Here is a 22,738-nt window from a genome sequence, read left to right as displayed (position 1 = left end):
CTCGCCGTCCCGGTTGATGAAGGCCCGCGCCCAATGCCCCAGGCGGCTCACCTCGCGCCCCCGATCAAGGCCGAGAAGCCCGCGCCCGACGCGCGCGTCCCCGCGCTCGACGAAAGCATGCGGTCGTTCCTGCGCATGGTCAGCCATGAACTGCGCACTCCGCTCAATTCGATCCTGGGCTTCTCGGAAATCATCGCTTCGGAACTGTGCGGCCCGGTAGGCGCGCCGCAGTACAAAGAATATGCGGGAATCATCCGCGCCAGCGGCCAGAGACTGCTCAATCTGGTGAATCAGATCCTCGAGATCGTCCGGCTCGAGGCCAACGCCGCCGACCTGGACCTGCGGCCCGAGGCGCTGGACCATGCGGTGGACGACGCGCTGGACGGGCTGCACGAGGATATCGAGGCCCACCGCACCCGGATCACCGTCGCCGGCCGCGGCGCCCTGCCGGTGGTGACGGCCGACGCCAGGGGCCTGCGCACCGTGCTCACCAACCTGATCCACAACGCCGTCATCTTCAGCCCCGACGGCGCGGAGGTGCGGATCGAGGCCGCGGCCGACGGCCGCTTCGTCGACATCGCCGTCGTCGACCAGGGCGAAGGGATCGCCCCGGCCGAGGCCGCGCGGCTGATTCGCCCCTTCGAGCAGGGCGAGAACGCCTTGGTGCGGCGCACCGAGGGCGCGGGCCTGGGCCTGCCGATCGTCGACCTGCTCTGCCAGGCCATGGGCGGGAGCCTGCGCCTGGACGAAGCGCCCGGCGGCGGGCTGAAGGCCGTGGCCCGCCTGCCGCTCGGCTGACGGCGCGGTTGCGCCTGGCCCCCGCGCCCCTTAAGTGCGGACCGCCCATGTCCAAGATCGACGACGCCCTGCAAGACCTCTCCGCCGAATTCGACCTGCTCGGCGACTGGGAGGAACGCTACCGCTATGTGATCGAGCTTGGCCGCGAGCTCGAGCCGCTCACCGACGCCGAGCGGTCCGACGCCAACAAGGTGCGCGGCTGCGCCAGCCAGGTGTGGCTGGTGACCGAGCCCCAGGCCGACGGGACGATCCGCTTTCGCGGCGATTCCGACGCCCACATCGTCCGCGGCCTGATCGCCATCCTGCTTCGGCTGTTCTCCGGGCGCACGCCGGACGAGATCCTGGGCTTCGACGTCAAGGCCGCGTTCGACCAGCTCGGCCTATCGGGCGCGCTTTCCTCGCAGCGCTCCAACGGGCTGGCGGCCATGGCCACGCGCATCCGGCGCGACGCCGACGCCCTGGCGGCCTGATTTCCGGTTTCAGGTCTGGCTTCAGGTTCTGGATTCAGGCGGCGCGGATGCCGCTGACCGCGCCGTGCAGCCCGACGACGGCGTCGTAGCCGAGGATCATGTCCACGTCCTGGCCGTTGGTGGCCAGCGGCAGGCGCAGCCACAGGACCGACAGGTGCCCCGCCCCGCGCCAGGCGAGGTTGTGCATGCCGACCGAGGGTTTGCGGGTCTCGATCACCTTGGTCAGCTCCTTGCGCCAGTAGTCGGCGGCGCCGGAGTTGTAGACCTCGTCGAGGGTGCGGCCGGTGATCTCGCGCCCATAGACGCCGTAAAGGCCCGTGCCGGCCAGGCGCATCCTGAAATCCAGGGGCTCGCGCGTCACGTCGATCAGGCTGACAGTCGGCAAAAGCCGTTTGAAATCACCAGGATCGATGTCGCAGCGGCCAGGCAGACGCGAGCCATGCTTCAACGATGACCAGTAGCTGAAAAGTTCCTCATGCGCGCGGGCGGCCGCCGCCGAGGCTCCGATCTGCGCCGCCATGTATAGAGTCCCTAAACAACCCCTAAAAACTGCCCGAATCACTTATCGCCTGATCCGCGAATCTGCGGCAAGGGCCAAACGGCTGCTGCGACAAAGAAAACGGTTAACGACTCGTCGAAAAGCAAAACGCCCGCCAGACGGCGGGCGTTCCACGAAAGGGTGCGACCGGGACGATCAGCGCTTCTTGCGCGGGGCCTGGCGGCCGCCCTGTCCCAGGCCCATCTGCTTGGCCAGATCCGAGCGCGCCTTGGCGTAGTTCGGGGCGACCATCGGGTAGTCCTTCGGCAGGGCCCACTTGGCCCGGTATTCCTCGGGGCTCATGTTGTACTTGGTGCGCAGGTGCCGCTTCAGCGACTTGAACTTGCGCCCGTCCTCCAGGCAGATCAGGTAATCCGGCGTGATGGACCGGCGCACCGGGACGGCCGGCTCCTTCGGCGCGGCTTCGGTGGTCTCGCCGCCGGTGGTGATCCCGGACAGGGCGCGGTGGACGCTTTGGATCAGACCCGGCAGATCGGCGGCCGCGACCGAATTGTTGCCGACATAGGCGGACACGATGTCCGCGGTCATTTCGATGACTTCCGTCTTTTCGTCCATTTCTCACAATCCGAAGGGCGCGACCGCGCACAATGGTCAGAACTGATTCACTAGATCAGTTTCGGCGTCATTATAGACGACTCGGACCAAGCACAAGCACGTTCGAGCATTTTGCCGCTTGATTGAACAGGTTCCGCGACAAGACAACGGTTCATCAAACACGTGGTTAGCGAAGCGCCGCTTTCAAATGAGCGCGGCGTTCTACCTGCTGAACGCATGGAAGCTGGCGCGCCAAGACGCTCTATCCGCGGCCGAATTCCCTGGCGAGGGCAAGCATGGCGGCTCGCTGCGGCACGGAGTATTCGTCGATCGCCTCCTCGTCACCTTCGCGGATCGCCTTGAGCAGGGCCGGAGTCAGCGCCGAGGACAGTGACCAGTTCCAGTAACGCAGCACCGTCTGCGCCCGGTCCACGGCGATCGTGTCGTAGGCGATCAGCACCCGCTCGAGCGACGGATTGGGCTCGCCCCTGGCGTTCGTCTCCGGACGGCGCAGGGCCCGCCACAGGGCCCGCACGGCCGAGCGCGGCAGGCCGGTGGCCTTGCACAGGATCGCCAGCGGCTCGCCGCCCGGATCGGTGAAGATCTTGGCGCCGGTCATCGGCTTGAGCCCCGACAGGTAGGAGATCTCCTCGGCGACCTCGCGGGTCATGCCCTCCTGGGCGGCGGCGACGGCGGCCTCCAGGCTCTCGTAGGGGCTGCGCTGCAGGGCCGCGCGGTTGCGCTGGCGCCGCTCGATGAACTGCAGGGCCTTGCGCGCCAGCGGGTCCTGCCAGCCCTCGGCCGAGGCGAGCTGGAAGATGTCGCTGGCCGCCTCCTGCAGCACCTCGCGCGAGACGGCGAAGCGCGAGAGGATCGTGCGGCGGGCCTCGGCGTCGGCCCACCAGAACAGCACGTAGGCGTGGGAGGGCCGCAGCTCCGGCCGCTTGAGCAGCACGCTCACCAGGCGCGCGTCGCCGCGGGTGCCGGCGACCACCGCCTCCAGCCCGTCGTAGGACAGGCGCGAGCCCTCGTTGCGCAAGAGGCAATCGATGACCGGGGTCTCGCCGTAGCCGATCAGGGCGTCGGAGACGACCTCGCTGACCGTGCGGCGGATGGCGATCAGCCGCCGGTGCTCCAGGCCCGTCTCGCGGATGCAGTCGAGCAGGTCGGCGTCGGAGAGCGACTGGCTGTTCTCCAGGAGGGCGCCGGCGATCTCCACGTCGTCGCGCAGCAGGATGCGCACCAGGGTCGGCGGCGCCTCGGTCAGGTTGGCCAGGCGCCGGGCCACCTTGAGCCGCTCGCCGGGGGCGGCCTCGCGCAGCATGTCCACCAGCACGTCGGCGGTCATCGACCGCTCGAAGGCGTTGACCCGGCTGGACGGCAGGCAGACCACGTCGGCCAGGCGCTTGAGCAACGCATGCCTCGCCCGCAAGGCTGGCGCCTCGCGCGGGGCGGCCGGTCGGGAAGCGGTGAGGGTCTGGTTCATCGACGTAGCGCCCATGGGAGCACAGCGTCATTAACCGTTTGTTGTCGTCCTGGGACGGACGGCCCGCCCCAGGACGGGCGCCCCTAGCTGAAGCTGGGCGCCTTGTAGAACGGCCAGACGTCCGGCAGGTCGGTCGACACCTTGTTGCTGAAGGCCGGCGGGCGCTTTTCCAGGAACGAGGTGACGCCCTCCTTCGCGTCGGCCGAGGCGCCCCGCGACTGAATGGCGCGGCTGTCGGCCTGGTGCGCGCGCATGGGATGCTCGGTGCCGGCGTTGCGCCAGATGAGTTGGCGGGTCAGGGCGAGCGAGACCGGGGCGCAGTTGTCGGCCATCTCGCGGGCCAGGGCGCGGGCGGCGGGCAGGAGGTCGTCCGGCTCGTGGATCGAGCGGATCAGGCCGCCGTCCAGCGCCTCCTGGGCGGGGAAGACGCGGCCGGTGTAGCACCACTCCAGCGCCTGCTGCACGCCGACCAGGCGCGGCAGGAACCAGGAGGAGCAGGCCTCCGGGTTGATGCCGCGGCGGGCGAAGACGAAGCCGAAGCGCGCGGCGCTGGAGGCCATGCGGATGTCCATGGCGAGTTGCATGGTCACGCCGATGCCGACGGCCGGGCCGTTGATCGCGCCGATCACGGGCTTCAAGCTGTCGAAGATGCGCAGGGTGACCAGGCCGCCGCCGTCGCGGTGCACGCCCTGCTCCTGGCGGGCCATGCGGTCCTCGCCGCCGCGCTTGTCGTAGTCGAAGGTGGCGCCGCCGGCCTCCAGGTCGGCGCCGGCGCAGAAGCCGCGCCCCGCCCCGGTGACGATCACGACCTTGACGGCGTCGTCGGCGTCGGTGGCGTCGAAGGCCGCGATCAGCTCCTTCATCATCTGGGTGTTGAAGGCGTTGAGCCGGTCGGGCCGGTTCAGCGTGAGGGTGGCGATGCCGTCCTCCACCTCGAGCTTGATGGTCTCGAAGGTCGTCGCGGTCATGGGCGTTCTCCGTTGATGATTTCGCATACCGCGCCGCTTGACGGACGGGAGGTCAAGTCCCGCAATAACGAGCCGAACAACGATAATTTCGGGAGGACGGCCGTCGCGCCCGCCAGGGCGCCCGGCCAGAAGGAAGGTTCATGCATCCAGCCGTCCACGCCAAGACCCGCCCCGAGCGGCCCGCCTACATCATGGCCGGCTCGGGCGAGACCGTGACCTACAAGGAGCTCGACGAGCGGTCGAACCAGGGCGCGCACCTGTTCCGCTCGCTGGGGCTGAAGGCCGGCGACGTGATCGCCCTGCTCCTGGAGAACCACCCGCGCTACTTCGAGATCGCCTGGGCGGCGCAGCGGGCCGGGCTCTACTACACCTGCATCTCCTCCAAGCTCTCGGCCGGCGAGGTGGAGTACATCGTCGGCGACTGCGGGGCCCAGGCGCTGATCACCTCGGCCGGCGTCGGTCCGGTGGTGGACGAGCTGCCCGCCCTGCTGCCCGGCGTGAAGCTGTTCATGGTCGGCCAGACCCGCGAGCCCTACCTCAGCTTCGAGGCCGCCCGCGCGGCCTTTCCGGCGACGCCGATCGCCGACGAGACCGCCGGCACGGACATGCTCTATTCGTCGGGCACCACCGGCCGGCCCAAGGGCATCAAGCCGCCGCTGACCGGGGCGGCGATCGACGAGCCCAACGCGCTGGTGATGATGGCCCAGGGCCTGTTCGGCTTCACCCCCGACAGCGTCTACATCTCGCCGGCGCCGCTCTATCACGCCGCCCCGCTGCGCTGGACCATGGCCGTGCAGCGGCTGGGCGGCACGGTGATCGTGATGGAGAAGTTCGACCCGGAGACCACCCTGGCGCTGATCGAGAAGCACAAGGCCGACGTGGGCCAGTTCGTGCCCACCCACTTCGTGCGGATGCTGAAGCTGCCCAAGGAGGTGCGCGAGAAGTACGACGTCTCGTCCATGCGCTCGGCGGTGCACGCCGCGGCCCCCTGCCCGATCCCGGTGAAGGAGGAGATGATCGCCTGGTGGGGGCCGGTGCTGAACGAGTACTACGCCGGCAGCGAGGGCAACGGCTTCTGCTTCATCAACTCCACCGACTGGCTGACGCACAAGGGCTCGGTGGGCCGGGCGGTGACCTCGCCGCTGCACATCTGCGGCGAGGACGGCGAGGAGGTTCCGCCGCGCACCGAGGGCGTGGTCTATTTCGCCAGCGAGCAGCCGCTGGCCTACCACAACGCCCCGGAGAAGGTGGCCGAGAGCACCAACCAGCACGGCTGGACCACCCTGGGCGACGTGGGCTGGGTGGACGAGGACGGGTTCCTGTACCTGACCGACCGCAAGAGCTTCATGATCATCTCCGGCGGGGTGAACATCTATCCGCAGGAGCTGGAGAACCTTCTGATCACCCACCCCAAGGTGGCCGACGCGGCCGTGGTGGGCGCCCCCGACGAGGAGATGGGCGAGAAGGTGGTGGCGGTGGTGCAGCCGATGGAGGGGATCGAGGCCGACGACGACCTGCGCGCCGAGCTGATGGCCTTCTCCCGCGCCAACCTCTCCCACGTGAAGACCCCCAAGGTGATCGACTTCATGGAGGAGCTGCCGCGCCACGCGACCGGCAAGCTCTACAAGCGCCTGATCCGAGACGCCTACTGGGGCAAGAAGGAAAGCCGGATCGTCTAGGGCTTCGGCCGCCGGGCAGCCCGATTCTCCTCCCCCTCTGGGGAAGGGGGACTGCAAGTTGGCCGGGGCGGTTTCGCCCATCCCTCATCGTCTTCCCCGGGCTTGTCCCGGGGATCCATGGGGCGGCTGGGCCGTGAGCGGGCTTGAGAGGTCTGGGCCGCGGAGACATGGATCCTCGCCACAAGCGCGAGGAAGGCGGGGGAAGGTTCAGGCCGAGTTCCGATAGGACGGCGACGCCCCCTCCACCCCTTCGGGGTCCCCCTCCCCCACTATCGCGGGGGAGGAGATCGAGGCGGTGATCGCTGGGCGCTCTCCTCCCCCTCTGGGGGAGGGGGACCCCGAAGGGGTGGAGGGGGGCTCGGCGCTTGAGACGCCTGCGTCGTTCGCCGGCAATCCCAGATCGGCGCGGATGCGGGCGATGGCGGCCTCGACGGGACCGGTGGCGAGGCGCTCGAAGAGGACCTCGTCCTCGATCAGGGCGTCGAGGGAGTCCAGCAGGGCCTCGGCCTCGTCTTCGCGCCCGTCGGTCTCGGCCCAGATCTCGCGCCAGACGGCGGTGCGCACCTGTTCGGCGCGCCGTTCGTTGCGGCGCTCGACCTCGACGCGGCGGATACGAGCCACCTCGCCCTGCTCGCGGGCGAGCCTGGATTCCAGCGCCAGGGTCAGGCGCACGGTGCGGGCGATGCGATGGAAGGCGAGCGCCAGGCCCTCGGCCTGCTCGAGGCTCTCGACCTGACCCACCCGGTCCTTCAGCTCGCGGGCGAAGTCCATGCCAAGCTCGGCCAACTCGCCGAGGAGACGACCTTGCCTGTCCTGCATCTCCTCAAGGTCGATCATGAACGAAAAGAGAACATAAGTCGAGGCGGGCGTCAAGGAAAAGGTGGCCTCAACGGCGCGACGCGATGGCCGCCTCGAGCGGTCGATACGCGCTACCCTCCACAGCAGTGAGTTCCGCGCGAAATGCGATTGAAGATTTGCCTACCCTTTTCTCGCCTCAATATGTCTAGTCACCCCAGTACTGTCTCTAACCCAATGAACGCTCACCGGCCCGTCAGGAAACATAGGCTCGAATTTCTCGACAAGAAGATCGTGAATGACATATGATACCGGCCTTCCAATTGACACATTGAAAAATACTCCAACGCCAAATATCATTCGATCGATGGGATATCTATCACTTTCGTCTTTCCAAACATGAGCATCAACTTGAACGACAAATTCTACCCACCTAGGCGGATTCGGATGCTCTACGAACCATTGCCACCGCTCGCCTATCTTCGCGTCGACAGCGTCGGATACTTGGGTGGCAACGTGTTTATGGAAGTAGCTTCTTATATGTTCATAGACAGCTTCAGACAGTGCATCTCGGTGCATAGGCGTGCGTCCATCCGGAGTGACATCGGTCCACGTGACTACGTGACCTTCGATTTCCGTCACGACCCTCATTAGTGTAAAGGAGTGCGTCATAACTTTTCGATCGCCGACCAGTTTAGCCGCCCAGTCTACGCTGAGCGCCTGCTTGACCGTGACGAGCTCAATTTTGTGAGCAGCGGCTTTACTCGCCGCCGCGCGGCTGAAGCCCTTCGGACTAACCGCAATTGCCTTATCGACTGGAAGATCAGAAAATTTACCTATCAGAGCATCAACCCACTCCAGCGTCTCAACACGGCCCCGGTCTCTACATTCGATTGCGAGGCGAAACGTGGAGGCAAATCCGTGCATCTCCGCCAAGATATCAATCTCGCGCTCTGTAGTTCCGGATCGATCTTTGACCAGAACCGACTCCCGAACTGTCGCTCCGGCGGATGCCAGCGCGCGATAGGCCGCCGCAACGATCTCTTGAAATTCATTGGTACGCTTTGGCATGACGCATTCTGCTCCAGAAGGACTGCTGATGATCGCAGATGCAGCCCCCGAACTAACTTCAAACGACGTTGCGAAGCGTCGAACGATGGATCCCACCTTGACGCACGACGGGAAACACTCGCCCCTTGGCATCCGAATGAACGCAAAGATCTGGGATCGACACGCGACGAACGCCTCTTCACATGGCTTTTACGGATAAAAGGTTTTCTAGCGCGATGCTCACGCCTTTCGCCTACATCGCCGGCCCATTTTACGTCTACACGATCTCCGCTCCTATTCCGGGGGGAGAATTCGAGCCGATTTACGTCGGCAGGGGACGCGGCCGCCGCGCGACAACCTACTATCGGCTTGGCTTTTCAGGGCAAGCACTCTCGCCGCGCTATCTAGCCCCCAAGACACACAATCCCGGGCTCGATGCCAGAGTGGCTGCCGTTCGAGGTGCGGGCCAGGAAGTCTCCATCATCGCAGAAGACTGCGGAAATTCACTCGGCGCAGCTAAGATATTGGAGAAGGCTCTGATCCGGCGGTACGGCCGCAGGCATCTCGGGACCGGCACACTTTACAATCGACGCAGCGGCGGCTGAATCAACTAATCCACTCACCAATATTTGCTTTCCACGTGACCGCCAATTTCGGACCCATCCCCCCGCCCTCCCCGCCCCATGGATCCCAGCTTTCGCTGGGATGAGCGGGCATGGGATAAGCACCATCGTTGGCCGTTAGGCCCAGATCGGCGCGGTCGCGGGCCAGCTTGGCTTCCAGCGGCAGGGCCAGTCGCACTGTGCGGACGCTACAATGGCCCGCAATGCGGCACCATGGAACACTACTCATCGAGCAAACCGACCAATGTTTAGCAGTTGCCGACGACAGGGTATCCGGGCGCCGAATTCCCATGAAGGCAACTAGATTGGAGGGAAGGGGATGTACTCGCTCAACGCGACCCTAAATATTCTGACGGTCTTGGCCAGCCTAGCGGCCTCCGGACTTGCGTTTATTGCGGCGCGGAAGTGGTTTTCAGCGAGCAGGATTGAAGTTGAGGACACAACGCCGATGATAGTTGTTTCCTGGGAGGATGCTCCAGCATTAGGCATCTATGAGGCCGTGGCCGCGGTGGACGCCATCAAAGATGCTTACAAACGAGCGGCCAATCTCAACGCTGATGCCGCGCGTTGGACCTGTTGGGCCGCCGTCGTGACCGGGGTCGTCGCAGTCCTCTCGGCGATCTAAATTCTTCTCCTCTCTCCTCTCTTTGCAACTCCGCACCCGCCCAATGCGGACACCGATTTTCGACGCTAAGAACAGAGCCAAGGACCGATCCCGGCGCAAACGAGAACCATTTCGGCAGGCTTTTAGCGTCCAGATATATTTTATGCGCCGCGCTTCCTTTTTGAAATAGCGGGAGAATGACGGATGGGATTGCTGAATTTTCTCTTCGGGAAGCGAGGGGCTTCGAAATCCGCCGCAAGAATGGCTCCAAAGAAACTTGCGCCAAAGCAGCGAACCGAGAACGCGAGCAAGGAGGCGTGGTGCGACCTACCGATTGTCGGTGAAAGCAAATATCAAGACGCGCTGCTCCGAATATGCGGTGGCTACACAAGAGACGGACATCAGTTGCGCACGCGCGCGCAACTCGTGCCTGAGCCGTCCAACCCCTATGACAAGAACGCGATCCGCGTGGACATTGACGGGCAAACAGTCGGGTACCTAAAGCGCGATCACGCCGCGCGTTACGCCAAGCGCCTTGCGGAAGAAGGCCTTTCAGGCGAAATCCTCGATGTACGCGCCTACATCACTGGGGGCTGGCGGACAAACCAGCATGACAAGGGATTCTTCGGCGTCCAGCTAGAGACGCCATGGCCACTGAAGAGAGGCGCCGCGAAGAAGTAGTGCGGGTAGGCGGACAACGTCCGCTGCCGGCGCAGTTCTCAGGGGCCGCCCCTGCCCGCCAATCCTGCCCGCCCTCCCCCGCCCCATGGATCCCGGCCTTCGCCGGAATGAGCGGGTGCGGGGTGGACCGGCGGCGCGCCGCCGCACCCGGCGAGCGTTCAGATTCCCGTTGATCTGGGTCAAGGCGGCCGTGGTCAGGTCGAGGGATACGAACACCTCATTGGGCAGGCGTAAGTTGCAAGTCCCCAGGCGGCGTTCTCAATCAAGAGCGTCGGCGACAGTGGACAAGACTTGCGGGCGCGCGATGCTCTGAACCGATTTACATGAGAGCTGGACGCCATGACGAAGCCTGTTGACGCGCATCACGAAGAAGAAGTTGTCGAACGTCTGGAGAAGGCCGAGGGCCGGCTCGGGCGGGTGGGCATCATCGTGCTGGCCCTGGCGGCCGTGGCGATCACCGTCGCCTTCTTCTCGCTGGGCGGCGGCCACATCGGCTGACGCCGCCGGCCCGGCGCGGGCCGGGCTGATCGGGGGACCGATCCGGGGGGCGTTTCGGCGCGTGCGAGGCGCGCGCCGTCGGCCGCGGGCCTGTAAGCTGCGGCCATGACCATCCTCTATATCGACGCCGACGCCTGTCCGGTGAAGGACGAGGCCTACAAGGTGGCCGCGCGCTACGGGCTTTCGACGTTCGTGGTGTGCAACAGTTGGATCCGCACGCCGGCGAGCCCGAAGATCAGCCTGGTGGTGGTGGACGAAGGCCCGGACGTGGCCGACGACTGGATCGCCGAGCGCGCCGGGGCGGGCGACATCGTGGTGACCGCCGACATCCCGCTGGCCGAGCGGGCGCTGAAGGCCGGCGCCCAGGCGATCCACCCGGCCGGGCGGGCGTTCACCGACGACAACATCGGCGGCAAGCTGGCTGGCCGCGCGATCGGCGAGCACCTGCGCTCCATGGGCGAGATCACCGGCGGGCCGCGGGCCTTCGCCGCGGCCGACCGCTCGCGCTTCCTGCAGGCGCTGGACGCGGCGGTGGTGAAGGCGCGGCGGGCCCCGGCCCGGCCGCCGCCGCGCGCCTAGCCTCAGCCTAGAACCACAGGTCGCGCACGCAGCGGCCGTCGCGCGGCAGGTCGTCGAAGCTGTCCAGGCCGTCGAAATGGTCGATCGGCAATTGGCCCACCGCCTCGGGCGGGGCCAGGCGCAGGTTGACGGCGATGCGCCGGCGCCCGTCCGGGCCCGTGCGCAGGCCGCGCCAGGCCAGGACGCAGCCGCAGGCCGGGCAGAACAGGATCTCCAGCGCCGGATCGGCCTTGCCCGCGCGGCGGTAGGACGAGGCCGGGCCGGCGACCGCGATCCGCTCGCCCTCGTAATCGTAAGCCCAAAGGGCGCCGTAGCGGCGGCAGAGGGTGCAGTTGCAGGCGGTGGCCGGGCCGGGATCGCCCTCAAGCGTCCAGTGGGCGGCGCCGCAGTGGCAGGTTCCCTTCAGCATGCGGCCCTCCCCCGGCGCGTCATGACTTGACCTCGGGCGGGCGGCCGCCGCGCTTGACCTTCTCCAGGAAGTACATCGCCTCCAGCTTCAGGCCGTCCGGATCGAGGAAGTAGACGGCGTAGTAGCCCTCGCCGTAGCTGGGATAGGCGGCGGGCGCGTCGACGATGGCGACGCCCTCGCGCTCCAGGAAGGCGCCGAGCTCGTCCACCTCCTCGCGGGCGGCGAGTTCGAAGGCGTAGTGGTGGTAGCCGATGTCGCCGGTGTGGTGCGGCCGCTTTCGGCCGGCGGCGTCGGCCTCGGTGATCCAGAACATGGTCACGCCGTTGTTCCAGCCGACGGTGCGGTCGAACTCCCACTCGCGCACGAAGCCCAGGAAGCTCAAGAGCCGGTCGTAGAAGCGGCGCGAGGCCTCGAAGTCGCTGACGCGGATGGCGAGATGATCAATGCCGACGACCTTGGCCATGGGACTGCTCCGGGCGGACGGGCGCCATTGAGGCGCAAGGCGGCCGGCCGATCAATCACCGAACGACGACGGGGCGGCGCTTAGGGGGCGCCTAGGGGGCGGCGTCGACCACGCAGCGGAAGCCGATGGTGGCGGCCCGGTCCTTGCCCGGCGACATCAGGAGCAGCTTGCCGTGCTGGTCGTTGCGGTAGGCCTCAGGGAAATACCAGATCGAGCCCTGCGGCTGGTAGTAGGAGCCGCCGCGCAGGATGGCCGCGCGGGTGTGCTCGTCGCGGACCTCGTCGGTCCACTGCCAGACGAGGCCGGTCATGTCCTGCACGCCGAACGGGCTGGCGCCGGCCGGGTGGGCGCCGACGGCGGACGGCGGGCCCGGATCGCGGGTCCGGTCCGGGACGGGGACGGCGGCCGGGTTCCACGCCTCGCCCCAGGGATAGGCCCGCCCGTCGCCGCCCTGGGCGGCGTACTGCCACTCCCATTCTCGCGGCAGGCGCTTGCCGGCCCAGGCGGCGTAGGCGCGCGCGTCTTCCAGCGAGACCCAGGTGACGGGGCGGTCGGCCCAGCCGGCCGGGTAGGTTCCGCCCGTCCAGTCCTTCAGGAAGTTGAAGTCGTCCTTGGGGTGGTAGCCGGTGGCGTCGAGGAAGGCCTTGAACTGGGCGTTGGTCACCGGCGTGCGGTCGATGAAGAAGCGCTTCATCTGCATCTGGCGGTCATGGAAACGGCGCGCGCCGTCCTCCCAGGGATAGGCCACGTCGACGCCGGCGCCGTTGGCGCCCTCGACCTCCAGGCCGCGCACCTGGAAGCGGAAGGCGCCGGCGGGGATCTCGACCATGCCGGGCGGGGCGGTCTTGGCCGGGCGGGTGGGCGCGGCCGGGACCATCTCCTGCGGCAGGGGTGTCCACTGGTCCGGATAGCTGGCGAGCGGGCGGGCGGTGACCGCCTTCATGCGGGCCATCAGGGCGCGCTGGGCCGCGTCCGGCTCGCCGTCCAGCGCCAGCACCGCGCCGTAGCCGTGGGCCTCGACCGGGAACGACAGCCACGTCTCCTGCCCGTCCCGCTCCGGCGTCAGCTCCACGCCATGGTAGAGGTCGAAGAAGCGCCGGCCGGGGGCGGCGGCGACCTTCATCTGCCGGCCGTCGACGCCGTACTCGTTGCGGTTGACGATGGTCCAGACCTCGGCGCCGGCGCGCGGCCAGCGGCTGGCGAAGACGCCGTAGCGGGCCATCGGATAGAACGGCTCCCAGTCGGGGCTGGTGAGGAAGGCCGCGACGCCGCGCTCAAGGGTGGCGACCCGGCGGGCGGCCTCGCCGTCGCGCGGGGTGATCCCGTTCCAGATCCCCCAGATGTTCTCCCAGCTCTCCCAGCCCTCGCCGTTGAAGAAGGCGTACTGCAGGTCGTCGGTCTTGGAGCGGGCCCAGCGGTCGGAGATGTTGACCATGTGCCGCGGCTCCAGCCAGCGGTAGCGGTCGACCTTGGGCACGAAGCCGAAGTCGTACTGGCCCCAGGACATCACGTTCCACGACAGCTGCTCGTCGTGCATGACGCCCTCGGGCTGGAAGGCCAGCGCCCGGCCCTGGCGCTCGGCGGCGAGGGAGAAGCTGAGGGGCACCCCGTCCTGGGTGTCGCCGTTCATGCCGTCGGCGCCGATCTCGATCATCAGCCGGGTCAGGGCCTGCGGCCACGGGGCGCCGGGATCGTGCGCGCCCTGGTCCCACATCATCATGGGGAACAGCACCCTGACGCCGCGCCGGTGGAAGTCGGCGATCATCGCCTTGACCCCGGCCACGCCCCCCGGAAGGGCGTGAATCATGTCGATCTGGTTGCGCGCGTCGACGCCGAGGTTGGGATAGTCGGGCCACAGCAGCACCGCGTCGATCCCGCCGAAGCGGGCGATCAGGTCGTCCAGGTAGCGGTCGACGGTGTAGCGGCCGGCGACCGGATCATAGAGGTAGCGGTCCTCCATCATCGCCTGGGCCTGCATGAAGCTGCGCTGGGTCCAGGCGAGCCCGGGGTCGGCGTAGCGCGCGCCATCCAGCCCGACGCGGATGCGCCGCTCGGCCCGCCAGCGCGTGACGTCGGCCAGCCAGGCCTTCTGGTCGGCCTCGGTGCAGGGGCTGAAGGCGCCCTCCCACGGCTCGGGATAGGTGTGGCAGCGCGGCCCCAGGATCATGTTCTGCTTGGTCCAGGGGAAGGTCGAGTACTGGGTGTCCTGGGCCCGGGCGGCGCCGGCCAGGAGCAGCACGCTCAGCGCGGCGGCGAGGACGGCGCCCGCGCGCCCGGCTTGGAAGTGGATCAAGGAACGGCGCCTCGCAGGTCGAAACGATGAGCAAGCCGCCAGGGTGATGCGCCCCGGCGGCGCTGTCTTGCCCAAAGGCGCATCGGATGTTTGCAGACCGCCGCCGCGGCGGCCCGGGCGCCGGCCGCCGAGCCGCCAAAGCTTCGCCACATCTGCGTCCAAACGGAAATTCGCCGAATACATCAGGCGGGTACCAACGCGCGCTTGTTCGGTTGTTCGGATGACGTCTCTTGCGTTGCTTTCCTGATCCTTCGCGCCGCGCGGCGGCGGGCTCCTGGCGGTGGCTGGCCGGCGCGGCGGCGCTGGCCCTGAGCGTCCACGGCGGCGGGGCGCTGGCCCAGGAGGCGCAGCCGGCGCAGGCCCCGAAGGCCGCCCCGGCCGAGCCGGACGTGGACAAGGAAGTGGACGAGCTGGTGGTGGAGGGCACGCACGAGCTGCCCTTCGCGGCGATCGGCGACATCGCCCCGGAAATCGTCATGTCGCCGCGGGAGATCCGCGCCTATGGCGCCGCCACGGTCGAGGAGTTGCTGAGCGCGCTGGCGCCGCAGCTCACCAGCGGCCAGGGCAGCGGCGGCCGGCCCGTGCTGCTGATCGACGGCGGGCGCATCTCCGGCTTCAACGAGATCCGCGACCTGCCCACCGAGGCGATCGCGCGGGTGGACATCCTGCCCGAGGAGGTCTCGCTCTCCTACGGCTATCCGGCCGAGCAGAAGGTGGTGAACTTCGTGCTGCGGCGGCGCTTCCGCGCCCTGCTGGCCGAGGGCTCGGCGAGCACGCCCACCCAGAGCGGCGGCGGGGCGACCACCGAGGCGCACGGCGGGATGCTGCACATCCTGCGCGGCCGGCGGCTGATGGTCGACGCGCGGGGGACGTGGACCGACCCGATCCTGGAGAGCGACCGCAACGTCGCCGGGGGCGAGGGCGACTACCGCACCCTGCAGGCGCAGAAGACCGACGCGCGGCTGAACACGGTGTGGGCCAAGCCGCTGGGGAACGGCGTGTCCGCCTCGGTGAACGGGACCTTCGAGGACACCGACAGCCAGTCCAAGCTGGGCCAATCGGACGTGACCGGCCAGGCGCTGCTGCGCGACTCCGACGCGACCGACGCGCGGCTGGCCGGGGCGCTGAACGGCGCCTGGGCCGGCTGGCAATGGTCGTACACGGCCGAGGCCGAACGGAACCTGTCGAAGAGCACCACCGACCGGGCGGCGAGCGGGACGGCCTATCAGGACCGCACGCGGGCGACGACCACCGAGGCGCAGACCGACATCGTGCTGAACCGGGCGCTGTGGAGCCTGCCGGCCGGCAAGGTGGCGATGAGCCTGACCGGGCGCGCCTCCACCCTGCAGCTCGAGAGCGACGCCACGCGGGCGGGCGCGGCCCTGAACACCGACCTGGACCGCAGCATCGGCGAGCTGCGCGCGAGCGTGACCGCGCCGATCACGCGGGAGGGACCGCTCGGGCGGCTGTCCGCCAATGTGAACGCCGGGGTCAAGCACCTGTCGGACTACGGCGACCTGCAGACGATCGGCTACGGCCTGCACTGGCGGCCCAACTCCAAGCTGCGGATGCTGGCCAGCTTCAGCCGCACCGACGAGGCGCCCAGCATCAACGACCTGGGCGATCCGCTGACCACCACGCCGAGCGCGCGGGTCTACGACCTGTCGAGCGGCCAGACCGTGGAGGTGACGCGGCTGAGCGGCGGCAACACCGACCTGCAGGGCGGCCGGCAAGACACCTTCAAGCTGGGGGCGACCTTCAAGCCGCTGGAGAAGACCAACCTCACCTTCCAGGCCAACTACGTGGTCAAGAAGACCCGCGACGGGGTGGCCGCCTTCCCCTCGGCCTCGACCCAGGTGGAGAGCGCCTTTCCCGACCGCTTCATCCGCGACGCCGACGGAACGCTGGTGCGGGTGGACGCGCGGCCTGTGAACCTGGCCGAGCAGACGCGCGAGGAGCTGCGCTGGGGCTTCACCTATTCGCGCAACATCGGCCCGAACCTGACGCCTGAGCAGATCGCCGAGCTTCGCAAGCGGTTCCGCGAGGCTCAGGGCGGTCCGCCCGGCGAAGGCCGCGAGCCGCCGGACGGGCCGCCGCCGGAGGGCGGGCCGCCTCCCGGCGAGGGCGGCGGAGGGCAAGGCGCGGCGTCAGGACAAGGCGCGGCGTCTGGCGGCGGACAGGCTGGCGGCGGACAAGCTGGCGGCGGTCCGGGCGGTCCCGGCGGCGGGCCTCCCGGCGGAGGCCCCGGCGGTCCGCCCGGCGGATTCGGCGGCTTCGGCGGCGGCGGCGCGCGGCGCGGCGTCTTCCAGGTCAGCCTCTACCACACCTGGGCGTTCAAGGACGAAGTGGTGCTGCGGCCCGGCCTGCCGGCGCTGGACCTGCTGGACGGCGGCGCCCTGGGTTCGGGCGGCGGCTCGCCGCGCCACCAGGTGGACCTGCAGGCCAACCTCACGCGCGGCGGCCTGGGGGCGGCGATGACCGCGAGCTGGCAGAGCCCGACGCGGGTGGTGAGCGCCGGCCAGACCCTGGACTTCTCGGACCTGACGACGGTGAACCTGCGGCTGTTCGCCGACCTGGGGCTTCGCCCCTACGCGCGCGACCACAAGTGGATCCGGGGCCTGAGGGCGAGCCTGGACATCGACAACCTGTTCGACGCGCGCCAGGACGTGACCTCCTCGTCCGGGGTGACGCCGGTGAACTACCAGGCCGACCTCTTGGACCCGGTGGGACGCTCGGTGAAGCTGACCGTCAGGAAGCTGATCTTCTAGCCGACCGGCCTCGGCGCAGCCCCCCTAGTACGCGCGGCCGATCAGGATCTCCTCGACGCCGGGGGCGCCGGTGAAGATGCAGGGGCCGAAGCTGTCCGGCTGGTCCATCGGCACGTTGCGCAAGGTGAGCTTGAGCGTCTTCAGGCGGGCCTCGACCTCGTCCAGCGCCGCGCCGGTGGGGCGCGACCAGGAGGCGCGGACCCAGCCCCTGAAGGGCGCGCCGGCCTCGTCGTCCTCCTCGGCGGGACCGAAGTATTCGGCCAGCGCGTCGAAGGTGGCGATGTCGGTGCGGATGTTGGCGACCAGCCGCGCCTTGGCCTCGTCGTAGAGCGCCTGCTGGATCTCGGCGAGCAGGGCCGGCGCGGCCTCGACGAACGCCTCGCGGGGCGCCTGCTGGGACTTGACCTTGTCGCCGTCGCGCAGGGCGTCTCTACGCATGAAGCTGACCTGGCCGGCGGCCGCGTCGCGCGGGCCGAGCTCGATGATGATCGGCGCGCCGCGGCGCACCCAGTTCCAGCGCTTGTCGGCCGAGCGCTGGGCCTTGGTGTCCAGGAAGGCGCGGATCGGCTCGCCGAGGGCGACCTTGGTGTTGAGCTCCTTCACCAGGGCCTCGCCGAAGGCCAGCACCTCGGCGTCCTCGGGCTTGTCGCGCAGCATGGGCACGACGACGATCTGGCGCGGCGCCACGGCGGGCGGCAGGCGCAGGCCGTCATCGTCGCCGTGGGTCATGATCACCCCGCCGATCAGGCGGGTGGAGACGCCCCAGCTCGACGTGTGGGCGTATTCAAGCTCGCCGCTCTCGGCCTGGAAGCGGATGTTCTGGGCGTGGGCGAAGCTGGTTCCCAGGTAGTGCGAGGTGCCGGCCTGCAGGGCCTTGCCGTCCTGCATCATGGCTTCGATGGAATAGGTGGCCACCGCGCCGGGGAAGCGCTCGTTCTCCGGCTTCTCGCCGGCGATCACCGGCATGGCCAGCACCGTCTCGGAGAACTCGCGGTACATCTCCAGGGCCTGCATGGTCGAGGCGCTGGCGTCGGCGCGGTCGGCGTGGGCGGTGTGGCCCTCCTGCCAGAGGAACTCGGAGGTGCGCAGGAACAGGCGCGTGCGCATCTCCCAGCGCACCACGTTGGCCCACTGGTTGATCTTCAGCGGCAGGTCCCGGTAGCTCTTGATCCAGCGGGAGAAGGCGTCGCCGATGATGGTCTCCGACGTCGGCCGCACGATCAGCGGCTCTTCCAGCTTGGCGTCGGGATCGGGCTGCAGCTTGCCGTCGATGGACTTCAGCCGGTGGTGGGTGACCACCGCCATCTCCTTGGCGAAGCCCTCCACGTGCTCGGCCTCCTTGGCGAAGAAGCCCAAGGGGATGAACAGCGGGAAATAGCAGTTGTCGACGCCCATCTCCTTGATGCGCCGATCCATGGTCTGCTGGATCCGTTCCCAGACGCCGTAGCCCCACGGCTTGATGATCATCGAGCCGCGGACGGGGCTGACCTCGGCCATGTCGGCCTCGCGGACGACGGCCTGATACCAGTCGGGGAAAGTCGAGCGGTTGCCGGTTTGCCGGGTGACGCTGAGAGCGCGCTGCATGGGTCCTCCAGATCGGGGGCTTCTTTAAGCGCGCCGCGCGCTTCGGGCAAAGGCGCCTTGCTCGCCCGGCCCCAGATGCTAGACCCTCGAACACCTGTTTCAGAGTCATCGAGGGAGCAAACGATGGACCCGGTGGAGTTCAAGGACCTGCCCGGACTGGTCGGTCAAGAGATCGGCGTGTCGGACTGGCTGGAGGTCACCCAGGAGCGCGTGAACCTTTTCGCCGACGCCACCGGCGACCATCAGTGGATCCACGTGGACGTGGAACGCGCCAACCGCGAGATGGGCGGCCCGATCGCCCACGGCTATCTGACCCTGTCGCTGATCCCGTTCCTGTCGGCGGGCCTGTTGCCGGTGAAGGGCGTGACCCGCGGCATCAACTACGGCTCGGACAAGGTGCGCTTCGTCAACATGGTGCGCGTCGGCAAGCGCGTGCGCCTGCGCCAGAAGCTGCTGGGCGTGGAGCCCAAGGCCGGCGGCGTGCAGATCCGCAACGAATGCACGATCGAGATCGAGGGCGAGTCCAAACCGGCGTGCATCGCCGAGACCCTGTCGCTGCTCTACGCCTAAGGGCCGCACGCGCGTGCGCGGCGCGGTCCACCATGTCGACCTGACGGTCGCCGATCCCCAGGTCTCGCGGCCGTTCTACGACGCGGTCCTGGGGTTCATGGGCTATCGGCTGAGCGCCGAGCACCCGGCCGGCTTCGACTGGGACCTTGAGGACGGCGCCGGCGGCTTCTGCTCGATCGGCGTCGTCGCCGCCAAGGGGCCGAACCGCGCACGCGCGCACGACCGCTATTCGCCGGGCCTGCACCACCTGGCCTGGAACGCCGGGAGCCGGGACGACGTGGACGCCCTGCACGCCCTCTTGCAGGAGATCGGCGCGCAGGTGCTCGACGCCCCGGCCGACTATCCGCAGTACGGCGAGGGCTACTACGCCGTGTTCTTCGCCGATCCGGACGGGCTGAAGCTGGAATACGTGTTCAAGCCGTAGGGGCCGGCGCGGCGCCGCTGGGGCGTCCGGAAGGGAGCAGCCGTGGAGACCAAGGGGCGTCAGCTACAGCTCACCCGCACGGTGACGACCCTGCGCACGCGCCCGCTGGCCTGGCTGCGGCTGCGGCTGCGGGCGAGCGACGCCTGGTTCATCGCCCTGGCGGTGGCCGTGGGCTGCGGGGCCGGCGTCTTCGCCGTGGCCCAGTCGAAGATCGCCCGACATGTGCAGGCCGCGCTGTTCAATCTGGACCTCAACGACCGGCTGAGCACGGCCGCCCACCTGCGGCCGGCCTCGCTGCTGTGGCTGCCGGCCGGCGGGCTCCTGCTGGGTCTGTTCGGCTGGCTGCTGAGCCGCCGGCGCACGCACGCCATGGTCGACGTGGTGGAGGCCAACGCCCTCTACGGCGGGCGCCTGTCGCTGCGCGACAGCGCCACGATCTGCGCCCAGACGCTGATCTCCAACGGCGCGGGGGCCTCGGTGGGGCTGGAGGCGGCCTACGCCCAGGCCGGCGGCTGGTTCGGCTCGGCCATCGGGCGCTGGGTCAGACTGCGCCGGCACGACCTGCGCACCCTGGTCGGCGCGGGCGCGGGCGCGGCGATCGCCGCGGCCTTCGGCGCGCCCCTGACCGGGGCCTTCTACGCCTTCGAGATCGTCATCGGCACCTACGCCCCCTCGAGCCTGGCGCCGGTGGCGGCCGCCTGCCTGGCGAGCGTGCTGGTGGCCAGGCTGCTGGGGGCGGCGCCCTACTCCATCGACATCGCCGCCACGGCGATCCCCGATGCGACCACCTACCTGCTCTACGGCATGCTGGGCGCCATCGCGGCCCTGGTCGGCATCGTGGTGATGCTGGCCGTCACCCGCACCGAGCAGGCGATCAGGGCCTGGAAGGCGCCCAACTGGCTGAAGCCGGCGGTGGGCGGGGCGCTCTTGATCCCGCTGGCGACGATCTCGCCGCAGGTGCTCTCCTCCGGCCACGGGGCGCTGCACCTGGACATCACCGCCGGGGCGAGCCTGGAGCTGATCGCCCTGGTGTTCGTGCTGAAGGCCTCGGCCTCGGTGGTGTCGCTGGGCTTCGGCTTCCGCGGCGGCCTGTTCTTCGCCTCGCTGTTCCTGGGCTCGCTGCTGGGCCAGATCTGCGCCCAGCTCCTGACCCTGGCGAACATCGGCCTGTCGCTGCACCCGGAGAACGCGGCCCTGGTGGGCATGGCGGCGCTGGCCGCCTCGATCGTCGGCGGGCCGCTGACCATGTGCTTCCTGGTGCTGGAGACCACGCGGGACTTCGGCGTGACCGCCGCGGCGCTGGCCGCCGCCCTGGTGGCCAGCACCGTGGTGCGCGAACGGTTCGGCTATTCCTTCTCCACCTGGCGGCTGCACCTGCGCGGCGAGATGATCCGCAGCGCCCGCGACGTGGGCTGGACCCGGACGCTGACGGCCGAGCGGATGATGCGCCGCGACACCCCCACCCTGGCGGCGGCGACCTCGCTGGCCGAGTTCCGCCAGCGCTTTCCCCTGGGCTCGACGACGCGGGTGATCCTGACGGACAAGACCGGCAAGTACGCCGGCATCGTGCAGACCGCCGACGCCTACGCCGACGGGCGCGACACGGCCCCGGTGAGCAGCATCGCCGGCGCCGCCGACGTCAGCCTGAGCGGCGACATGAACATCGAGGACGTGATGCGCGCCTTCGACGAGACCGAGGCGGACGAACTGGTGGTGGTGGACGCCCACGGCAGGGTCATGGGCCTGCTGGCCGAGGCCTATGCGGCGCGCCGCTACGCCCGGGAGTTGGAGAAATCGCAGCGCGACCTGTTCGGCGAGACGTGACCCGCCCTACTCCGGCGCGAGCGCCTCCGTCGCCGAGGCGGCGCGGGCCGTGCCGGGGTCGGTCTCGTCGCGGGCGAGCGTGACCGGGGCGTTCGGATCGTCCAGGCGCGCGATGGTCTCGCGGATGAACTTGGCGTGGGTGACGATGCCGATCTCCAGCCGCTCGCTGTTCAGCTCCACCTGCTGGGTGAGCAGGCCGGCGATGAACTCCGGCTGGCCGTCGGGGCCGACCATGGGCGCCTCGGAGGGCGCGCCGGCGGCGGGGGCGCCCGTGCGCGCGGCCGCGTCGGCGCCGGCCTCGCCCGCCGCGCGGACCTGATGGCGCCAAGCCTGGCCGGTCATGAACACCGGCCCGCCGGAGTTGCCCGGGAACACCGAGAAGTCGAGCAGGAAGGTCGGGTAGATGTCGGCCGGGGCCACCGGATAGGAAGCCACCCGGCCGGAGCGCAGGATCGGAAAGCCGGCCTGATTGGCCGCCAGGCCCCGCGGGAAGCCCAGGGCCATCATCTCGTCGCCGGCGCCGACGCCGTCCTTGGCGAAGGTGTCGCCGTCGGCCAGCCAGCCCTCGGGGATTGCCGCCTTGGCGAAAGCCTCCGGCGCGGTGATGGTGATGGCGGCGACGTCGCGCGAGGGATGGTGGGTCCACAGCTCGCCGCCCTTGTCGTCGCGGATCTTCAGCGGCTGGGGCGCGTAGGTCCAGCTGCCGTCGGGGTTGGCGATGCGGTAGCCGATGCGGGCCTCCGGGCCCGGCATCCGCTCGAACACGTGGTTGGCGGTGATCAGCACCACGCGCGGCTTGCCGTCCGGCGTGGGCGCCTCGATCAGGAAGCCGGTGCCGACGGTGCGCGTGCCGTCGCCGAGCGGCTGCTCGAGCTGCACCGTGGCGTGCATCAGCTCCATGGACAGATCGAAAGCCATCGACGCCCCAATGGAAGAAACCCCTGACGGCTCACTACGCGGCCAGGTCGGTGAGCGAGGCGTTAACGGAGCCGCTCACGACGCCGTAATCGCCTGCGCCAGAAGGGCGCAGCGGACCGCGCGGGCCATTGCGGCTTGAGACGGACGGCCAGCCGGCGCAT

General features: G+C 68.9%; 23 protein-coding genes. 12 read left to right on the top strand and 11 right to left on the bottom strand.

From position 1 onward, the window contains the following. Positions 1 to 33: 33 nt before the first annotated feature. Both ACE3TA_RS06125 and ACE3TA_RS06120 read left to right on the top strand, forming a co-directional pair. Positions 34 to 798, top strand: coding sequence for a sensor histidine kinase (locus ACE3TA_RS06125; protein WP_374571593.1), 765 nt, complete (start codon positions 34 to 36; stop codon positions 796 to 798). 47 nt (positions 799 to 845) lie between these two features. Beyond that, a complete protein-coding gene (locus ACE3TA_RS06120; RefSeq protein ID WP_374571591.1) occupies positions 846 to 1,268 on the top strand; it encodes a SufE family protein in 423 nt (140 codons plus the stop codon). Positions 1,269 to 1,302: 34 nt separating this feature from the next. Here ACE3TA_RS06120 and ACE3TA_RS06115 read toward each other — a convergent pair whose 3' ends face one another. The 4 genes from ACE3TA_RS06115 to ACE3TA_RS06100 all read right to left on the bottom strand — a co-directional run bounded on the left by ACE3TA_RS06115 (position 1,303) and on the right by ACE3TA_RS06100 (position 4,815). Beyond that, positions 1,303 to 1,788: a PAS domain-containing protein gene (locus ACE3TA_RS06115; RefSeq protein WP_374571589.1), complete on the bottom strand. Its 486-nt coding sequence runs from the start codon at positions 1,786 to 1,788 to the stop codon at positions 1,303 to 1,305. A gap of 174 nt (positions 1,789 to 1,962) precedes the next feature. Continuing rightward, positions 1,963 to 2,382 carry a MucR family transcriptional regulator gene (locus tag ACE3TA_RS06110; RefSeq protein WP_374571587.1) on the bottom strand — a complete coding sequence of 140 codons (420 nt, stop codon included), beginning with the start codon at positions 2,380 to 2,382 and terminating at the stop codon, positions 1,963 to 1,965. A gap of 241 nt (positions 2,383 to 2,623) precedes the next feature. Beyond that, entirely contained in the window at positions 2,624 to 3,847 is a 1,224-nt protein-coding gene (locus ACE3TA_RS06105; protein ID WP_374571585.1) for a DUF2336 domain-containing protein, read from the bottom strand. A gap of 83 nt (positions 3,848 to 3,930) precedes the next feature. Further along, entirely contained in the window at positions 3,931 to 4,815 is an 885-nt protein-coding gene (locus ACE3TA_RS06100; protein ID WP_374571583.1) for a crotonase/enoyl-CoA hydratase family protein, read from the bottom strand. Positions 4,816 to 4,955: 140 nt separating this feature from the next. Between ACE3TA_RS06100 and ACE3TA_RS06095 the strand changes: the two genes are divergently transcribed. Continuing rightward, positions 4,956 to 6,494: an acyl-CoA synthetase gene (locus tag ACE3TA_RS06095; RefSeq protein WP_374571581.1), complete on the top strand. Its 1,539-nt coding sequence runs from the start codon at positions 4,956 to 4,958 to the stop codon at positions 6,492 to 6,494. Positions 6,495 to 6,701: 207 nt separating this feature from the next. Here the strand turns inward: ACE3TA_RS06095 and ACE3TA_RS06090 are convergent, their stop codons facing one another. Together ACE3TA_RS06090 and ACE3TA_RS06085 are read right to left on the bottom strand one after the other, a co-directional pair. Continuing rightward, the gene (locus tag ACE3TA_RS06090; RefSeq protein WP_374571579.1) at positions 6,702 to 7,331 is read right to left on the bottom strand and encodes a hypothetical protein; all 630 of its coding nucleotides are present in this window, start codon (positions 7,329 to 7,331) and stop codon (positions 6,702 to 6,704) included. Positions 7,332 to 7,472: 141 nt separating this feature from the next. After that, positions 7,473 to 8,360, bottom strand: a complete 888-nt coding sequence (locus tag ACE3TA_RS06085) for a restriction endonuclease (protein ID WP_374571577.1) — start codon at positions 8,358 to 8,360, stop codon at positions 7,473 to 7,475. Positions 8,361 to 8,542: 182 nt separating this feature from the next. On the opposite strand from ACE3TA_RS06085, the gene ACE3TA_RS06080 reads away from it, so the two are divergent. The 5 genes from ACE3TA_RS06080 to ACE3TA_RS06060 all read left to right on the top strand — a co-directional run bounded on the left by ACE3TA_RS06080 (position 8,543) and on the right by ACE3TA_RS06060 (position 11,324). Continuing rightward, entirely contained in the window at positions 8,543 to 8,944 is a 402-nt protein-coding gene (locus ACE3TA_RS06080; RefSeq protein WP_374571575.1) for a hypothetical protein, read from the top strand. A 337-nt stretch (positions 8,945 to 9,281) separates the two neighbouring features. Next, on the top strand, positions 9,282 to 9,587 hold the full coding sequence (locus ACE3TA_RS06075; protein ID WP_374571573.1) for a hypothetical protein: 306 nt from the start codon (positions 9,282 to 9,284) through the stop codon (positions 9,585 to 9,587). 183 nt (positions 9,588 to 9,770) lie between these two features. Further along, positions 9,771 to 10,247 (top strand): HIRAN domain-containing protein, encoded by a 477-nt coding sequence (locus ACE3TA_RS06070; RefSeq protein WP_374571571.1) that lies wholly within the window; start codon positions 9,771 to 9,773, stop codon positions 10,245 to 10,247. Positions 10,248 to 10,586: 339 nt separating this feature from the next. Next, a complete protein-coding gene (locus ACE3TA_RS06065) occupies positions 10,587 to 10,745 on the top strand; it encodes a hypothetical protein (RefSeq protein ID WP_374571569.1) in 159 nt (52 codons plus the stop codon). A gap of 105 nt (positions 10,746 to 10,850) precedes the next feature. After that, the gene (locus ACE3TA_RS06060) at positions 10,851 to 11,324 is read left to right on the top strand and encodes a YaiI/YqxD family protein (protein WP_374571567.1); all 474 of its coding nucleotides are present in this window, start codon (positions 10,851 to 10,853) and stop codon (positions 11,322 to 11,324) included. Positions 11,325 to 11,331: 7 nt separating this feature from the next. Here the strand turns inward: ACE3TA_RS06060 and ACE3TA_RS06055 are convergent, their stop codons facing one another. The 3 genes from ACE3TA_RS06055 to ACE3TA_RS06045 all read right to left on the bottom strand — a co-directional run bounded on the left by ACE3TA_RS06055 (position 11,332) and on the right by ACE3TA_RS06045 (position 14,489). Continuing rightward, a complete protein-coding gene (locus tag ACE3TA_RS06055; RefSeq protein ID WP_374571565.1) occupies positions 11,332 to 11,733 on the bottom strand; it encodes a GFA family protein in 402 nt (133 codons plus the stop codon). A gap of 19 nt (positions 11,734 to 11,752) precedes the next feature. Next, positions 11,753 to 12,196 (bottom strand): VOC family protein, encoded by a 444-nt coding sequence (locus tag ACE3TA_RS06050; RefSeq protein WP_374571563.1) that lies wholly within the window; start codon positions 12,194 to 12,196, stop codon positions 11,753 to 11,755. A 91-nt stretch (positions 12,197 to 12,287) separates the two neighbouring features. Continuing rightward, positions 12,288 to 14,489 carry a formylglycine-generating enzyme family protein gene (locus ACE3TA_RS06045; RefSeq protein ID WP_374571561.1) on the bottom strand — a complete coding sequence of 734 codons (2,202 nt, stop codon included), beginning with the start codon at positions 14,487 to 14,489 and terminating at the stop codon, positions 12,288 to 12,290. Positions 14,490 to 14,719: 230 nt separating this feature from the next. Between ACE3TA_RS06045 and ACE3TA_RS06040 the strand changes: the two genes are divergently transcribed. Next, positions 14,720 to 17,257, top strand: coding sequence for a hypothetical protein (locus ACE3TA_RS06040; protein ID WP_374571559.1), 2,538 nt, complete (start codon positions 14,720 to 14,722; stop codon positions 17,255 to 17,257). Between the two features lie 24 nt (positions 17,258 to 17,281). On the opposite strand, the gene ACE3TA_RS06035 is transcribed toward ACE3TA_RS06040, so the two are convergent. Further along, entirely contained in the window at positions 17,282 to 18,841 is a 1,560-nt protein-coding gene (locus ACE3TA_RS06035; protein ID WP_374571557.1) for an aminoacyl--tRNA ligase-related protein, read from the bottom strand. A 123-nt stretch (positions 18,842 to 18,964) separates the two neighbouring features. Here ACE3TA_RS06035 and ACE3TA_RS06030 point away from each other — a divergent pair, with 123 nt between their 5' ends. The 3 genes from ACE3TA_RS06030 to ACE3TA_RS06020 are packed head-to-tail and all read left to right on the top strand — an operon-like array spanning position 18,965 to position 21,659. After that, on the top strand, positions 18,965 to 19,411 hold the full coding sequence (locus ACE3TA_RS06030) for a MaoC family dehydratase (RefSeq protein ID WP_374571555.1): 447 nt from the start codon (positions 18,965 to 18,967) through the stop codon (positions 19,409 to 19,411). Positions 19,412 to 19,424: 13 nt separating this feature from the next. Beyond that, a complete protein-coding gene (locus tag ACE3TA_RS06025) occupies positions 19,425 to 19,835 on the top strand; it encodes a VOC family protein (protein ID WP_374571554.1) in 411 nt (136 codons plus the stop codon). A gap of 42 nt (positions 19,836 to 19,877) precedes the next feature. Next, entirely contained in the window at positions 19,878 to 21,659 is a 1,782-nt protein-coding gene (locus ACE3TA_RS06020; protein WP_374571552.1) for a chloride channel protein, read from the top strand. Between the two features lie 6 nt (positions 21,660 to 21,665). Here the strand turns inward: ACE3TA_RS06020 and ACE3TA_RS06015 are convergent, their stop codons facing one another. Continuing rightward, a complete protein-coding gene (locus tag ACE3TA_RS06015) occupies positions 21,666 to 22,577 on the bottom strand; it encodes a serine protease (RefSeq protein WP_374571550.1) in 912 nt (303 codons plus the stop codon). Between the last annotated feature and the right edge of the window lie 161 nt (positions 22,578 to 22,738).

The sequence above is a fragment of the Phenylobacterium sp. genome (genome assembly GCF_041916435.1).
Classification (GTDB): domain Bacteria; phylum Pseudomonadota; class Alphaproteobacteria; order Caulobacterales; family Caulobacteraceae; genus Phenylobacterium.
Note: the sequence above shows the minus strand (reverse complement) of the source record. Positions and strands in the feature narration are given on the sequence as shown.

Excerpts from the sequence above, each read along its gene's own strand:
- ACE3TA_RS06075 (WP_374571573.1), top strand. The coding sequence starts at position 9,282 with ATGTACTCGCTCAACGCGACCCTAAATATTCTGACGGTCTTGGCCAGC.
- ACE3TA_RS06125 (WP_374571593.1), top strand. The coding sequence starts at position 34 with ATGCCCCAGGCGGCTCACCTCGCGCCCCCGATCAAGGCCGAGAAGCCC.
- ACE3TA_RS06100 (WP_374571583.1), bottom strand. The coding sequence starts at position 4,815 with ATGACCGCGACGACCTTCGAGACCATCAAGCTCGAGGTGGAGGACGGC.
- ACE3TA_RS06065 (WP_374571569.1), top strand. The coding sequence starts at position 10,587 with ATGACGAAGCCTGTTGACGCGCATCACGAAGAAGAAGTTGTCGAACGT.
- ACE3TA_RS06110 (WP_374571587.1), bottom strand. The coding sequence starts at position 2,382 with ATGGACGAAAAGACGGAAGTCATCGAAATGACCGCGGACATCGTGTCC.
- ACE3TA_RS06120 (WP_374571591.1), top strand. The coding sequence starts at position 846 with ATGTCCAAGATCGACGACGCCCTGCAAGACCTCTCCGCCGAATTCGAC.
- ACE3TA_RS06060 (WP_374571567.1), top strand. The coding sequence starts at position 10,851 with ATGACCATCCTCTATATCGACGCCGACGCCTGTCCGGTGAAGGACGAG.
- ACE3TA_RS06115 (WP_374571589.1), bottom strand. The coding sequence starts at position 1,788 with ATGGCGGCGCAGATCGGAGCCTCGGCGGCGGCCGCCCGCGCGCATGAG.
- ACE3TA_RS06015 (WP_374571550.1), bottom strand. The coding sequence starts at position 22,577 with ATGGCTTTCGATCTGTCCATGGAGCTGATGCACGCCACGGTGCAGCTC.
- ACE3TA_RS06090 (WP_374571579.1), bottom strand. The coding sequence starts at position 7,331 with ATGATCGACCTTGAGGAGATGCAGGACAGGCAAGGTCGTCTCCTCGGC.
- ACE3TA_RS06105 (WP_374571585.1), bottom strand. The coding sequence starts at position 3,847 with ATGAACCAGACCCTCACCGCTTCCCGACCGGCCGCCCCGCGCGAGGCG.
- ACE3TA_RS06085 (WP_374571577.1), bottom strand. The coding sequence starts at position 8,360 with ATGCCAAAGCGTACCAATGAATTTCAAGAGATCGTTGCGGCGGCCTAT.
- ACE3TA_RS06095 (WP_374571581.1), top strand. The coding sequence starts at position 4,956 with ATGCATCCAGCCGTCCACGCCAAGACCCGCCCCGAGCGGCCCGCCTAC.
- ACE3TA_RS06035 (WP_374571557.1), bottom strand. The coding sequence starts at position 18,841 with ATGCAGCGCGCTCTCAGCGTCACCCGGCAAACCGGCAACCGCTCGACT.
- ACE3TA_RS06055 (WP_374571565.1), bottom strand. The coding sequence starts at position 11,733 with ATGCTGAAGGGAACCTGCCACTGCGGCGCCGCCCACTGGACGCTTGAG.
- ACE3TA_RS06030 (WP_374571555.1), top strand. The coding sequence starts at position 18,965 with ATGGACCCGGTGGAGTTCAAGGACCTGCCCGGACTGGTCGGTCAAGAG.
- ACE3TA_RS06050 (WP_374571563.1), bottom strand. The coding sequence starts at position 12,196 with ATGGCCAAGGTCGTCGGCATTGATCATCTCGCCATCCGCGTCAGCGAC.
- ACE3TA_RS06070 (WP_374571571.1), top strand. The coding sequence starts at position 9,771 with ATGGGATTGCTGAATTTTCTCTTCGGGAAGCGAGGGGCTTCGAAATCC.
- ACE3TA_RS06080 (WP_374571575.1), top strand. The coding sequence starts at position 8,543 with ATGGCTTTTACGGATAAAAGGTTTTCTAGCGCGATGCTCACGCCTTTC.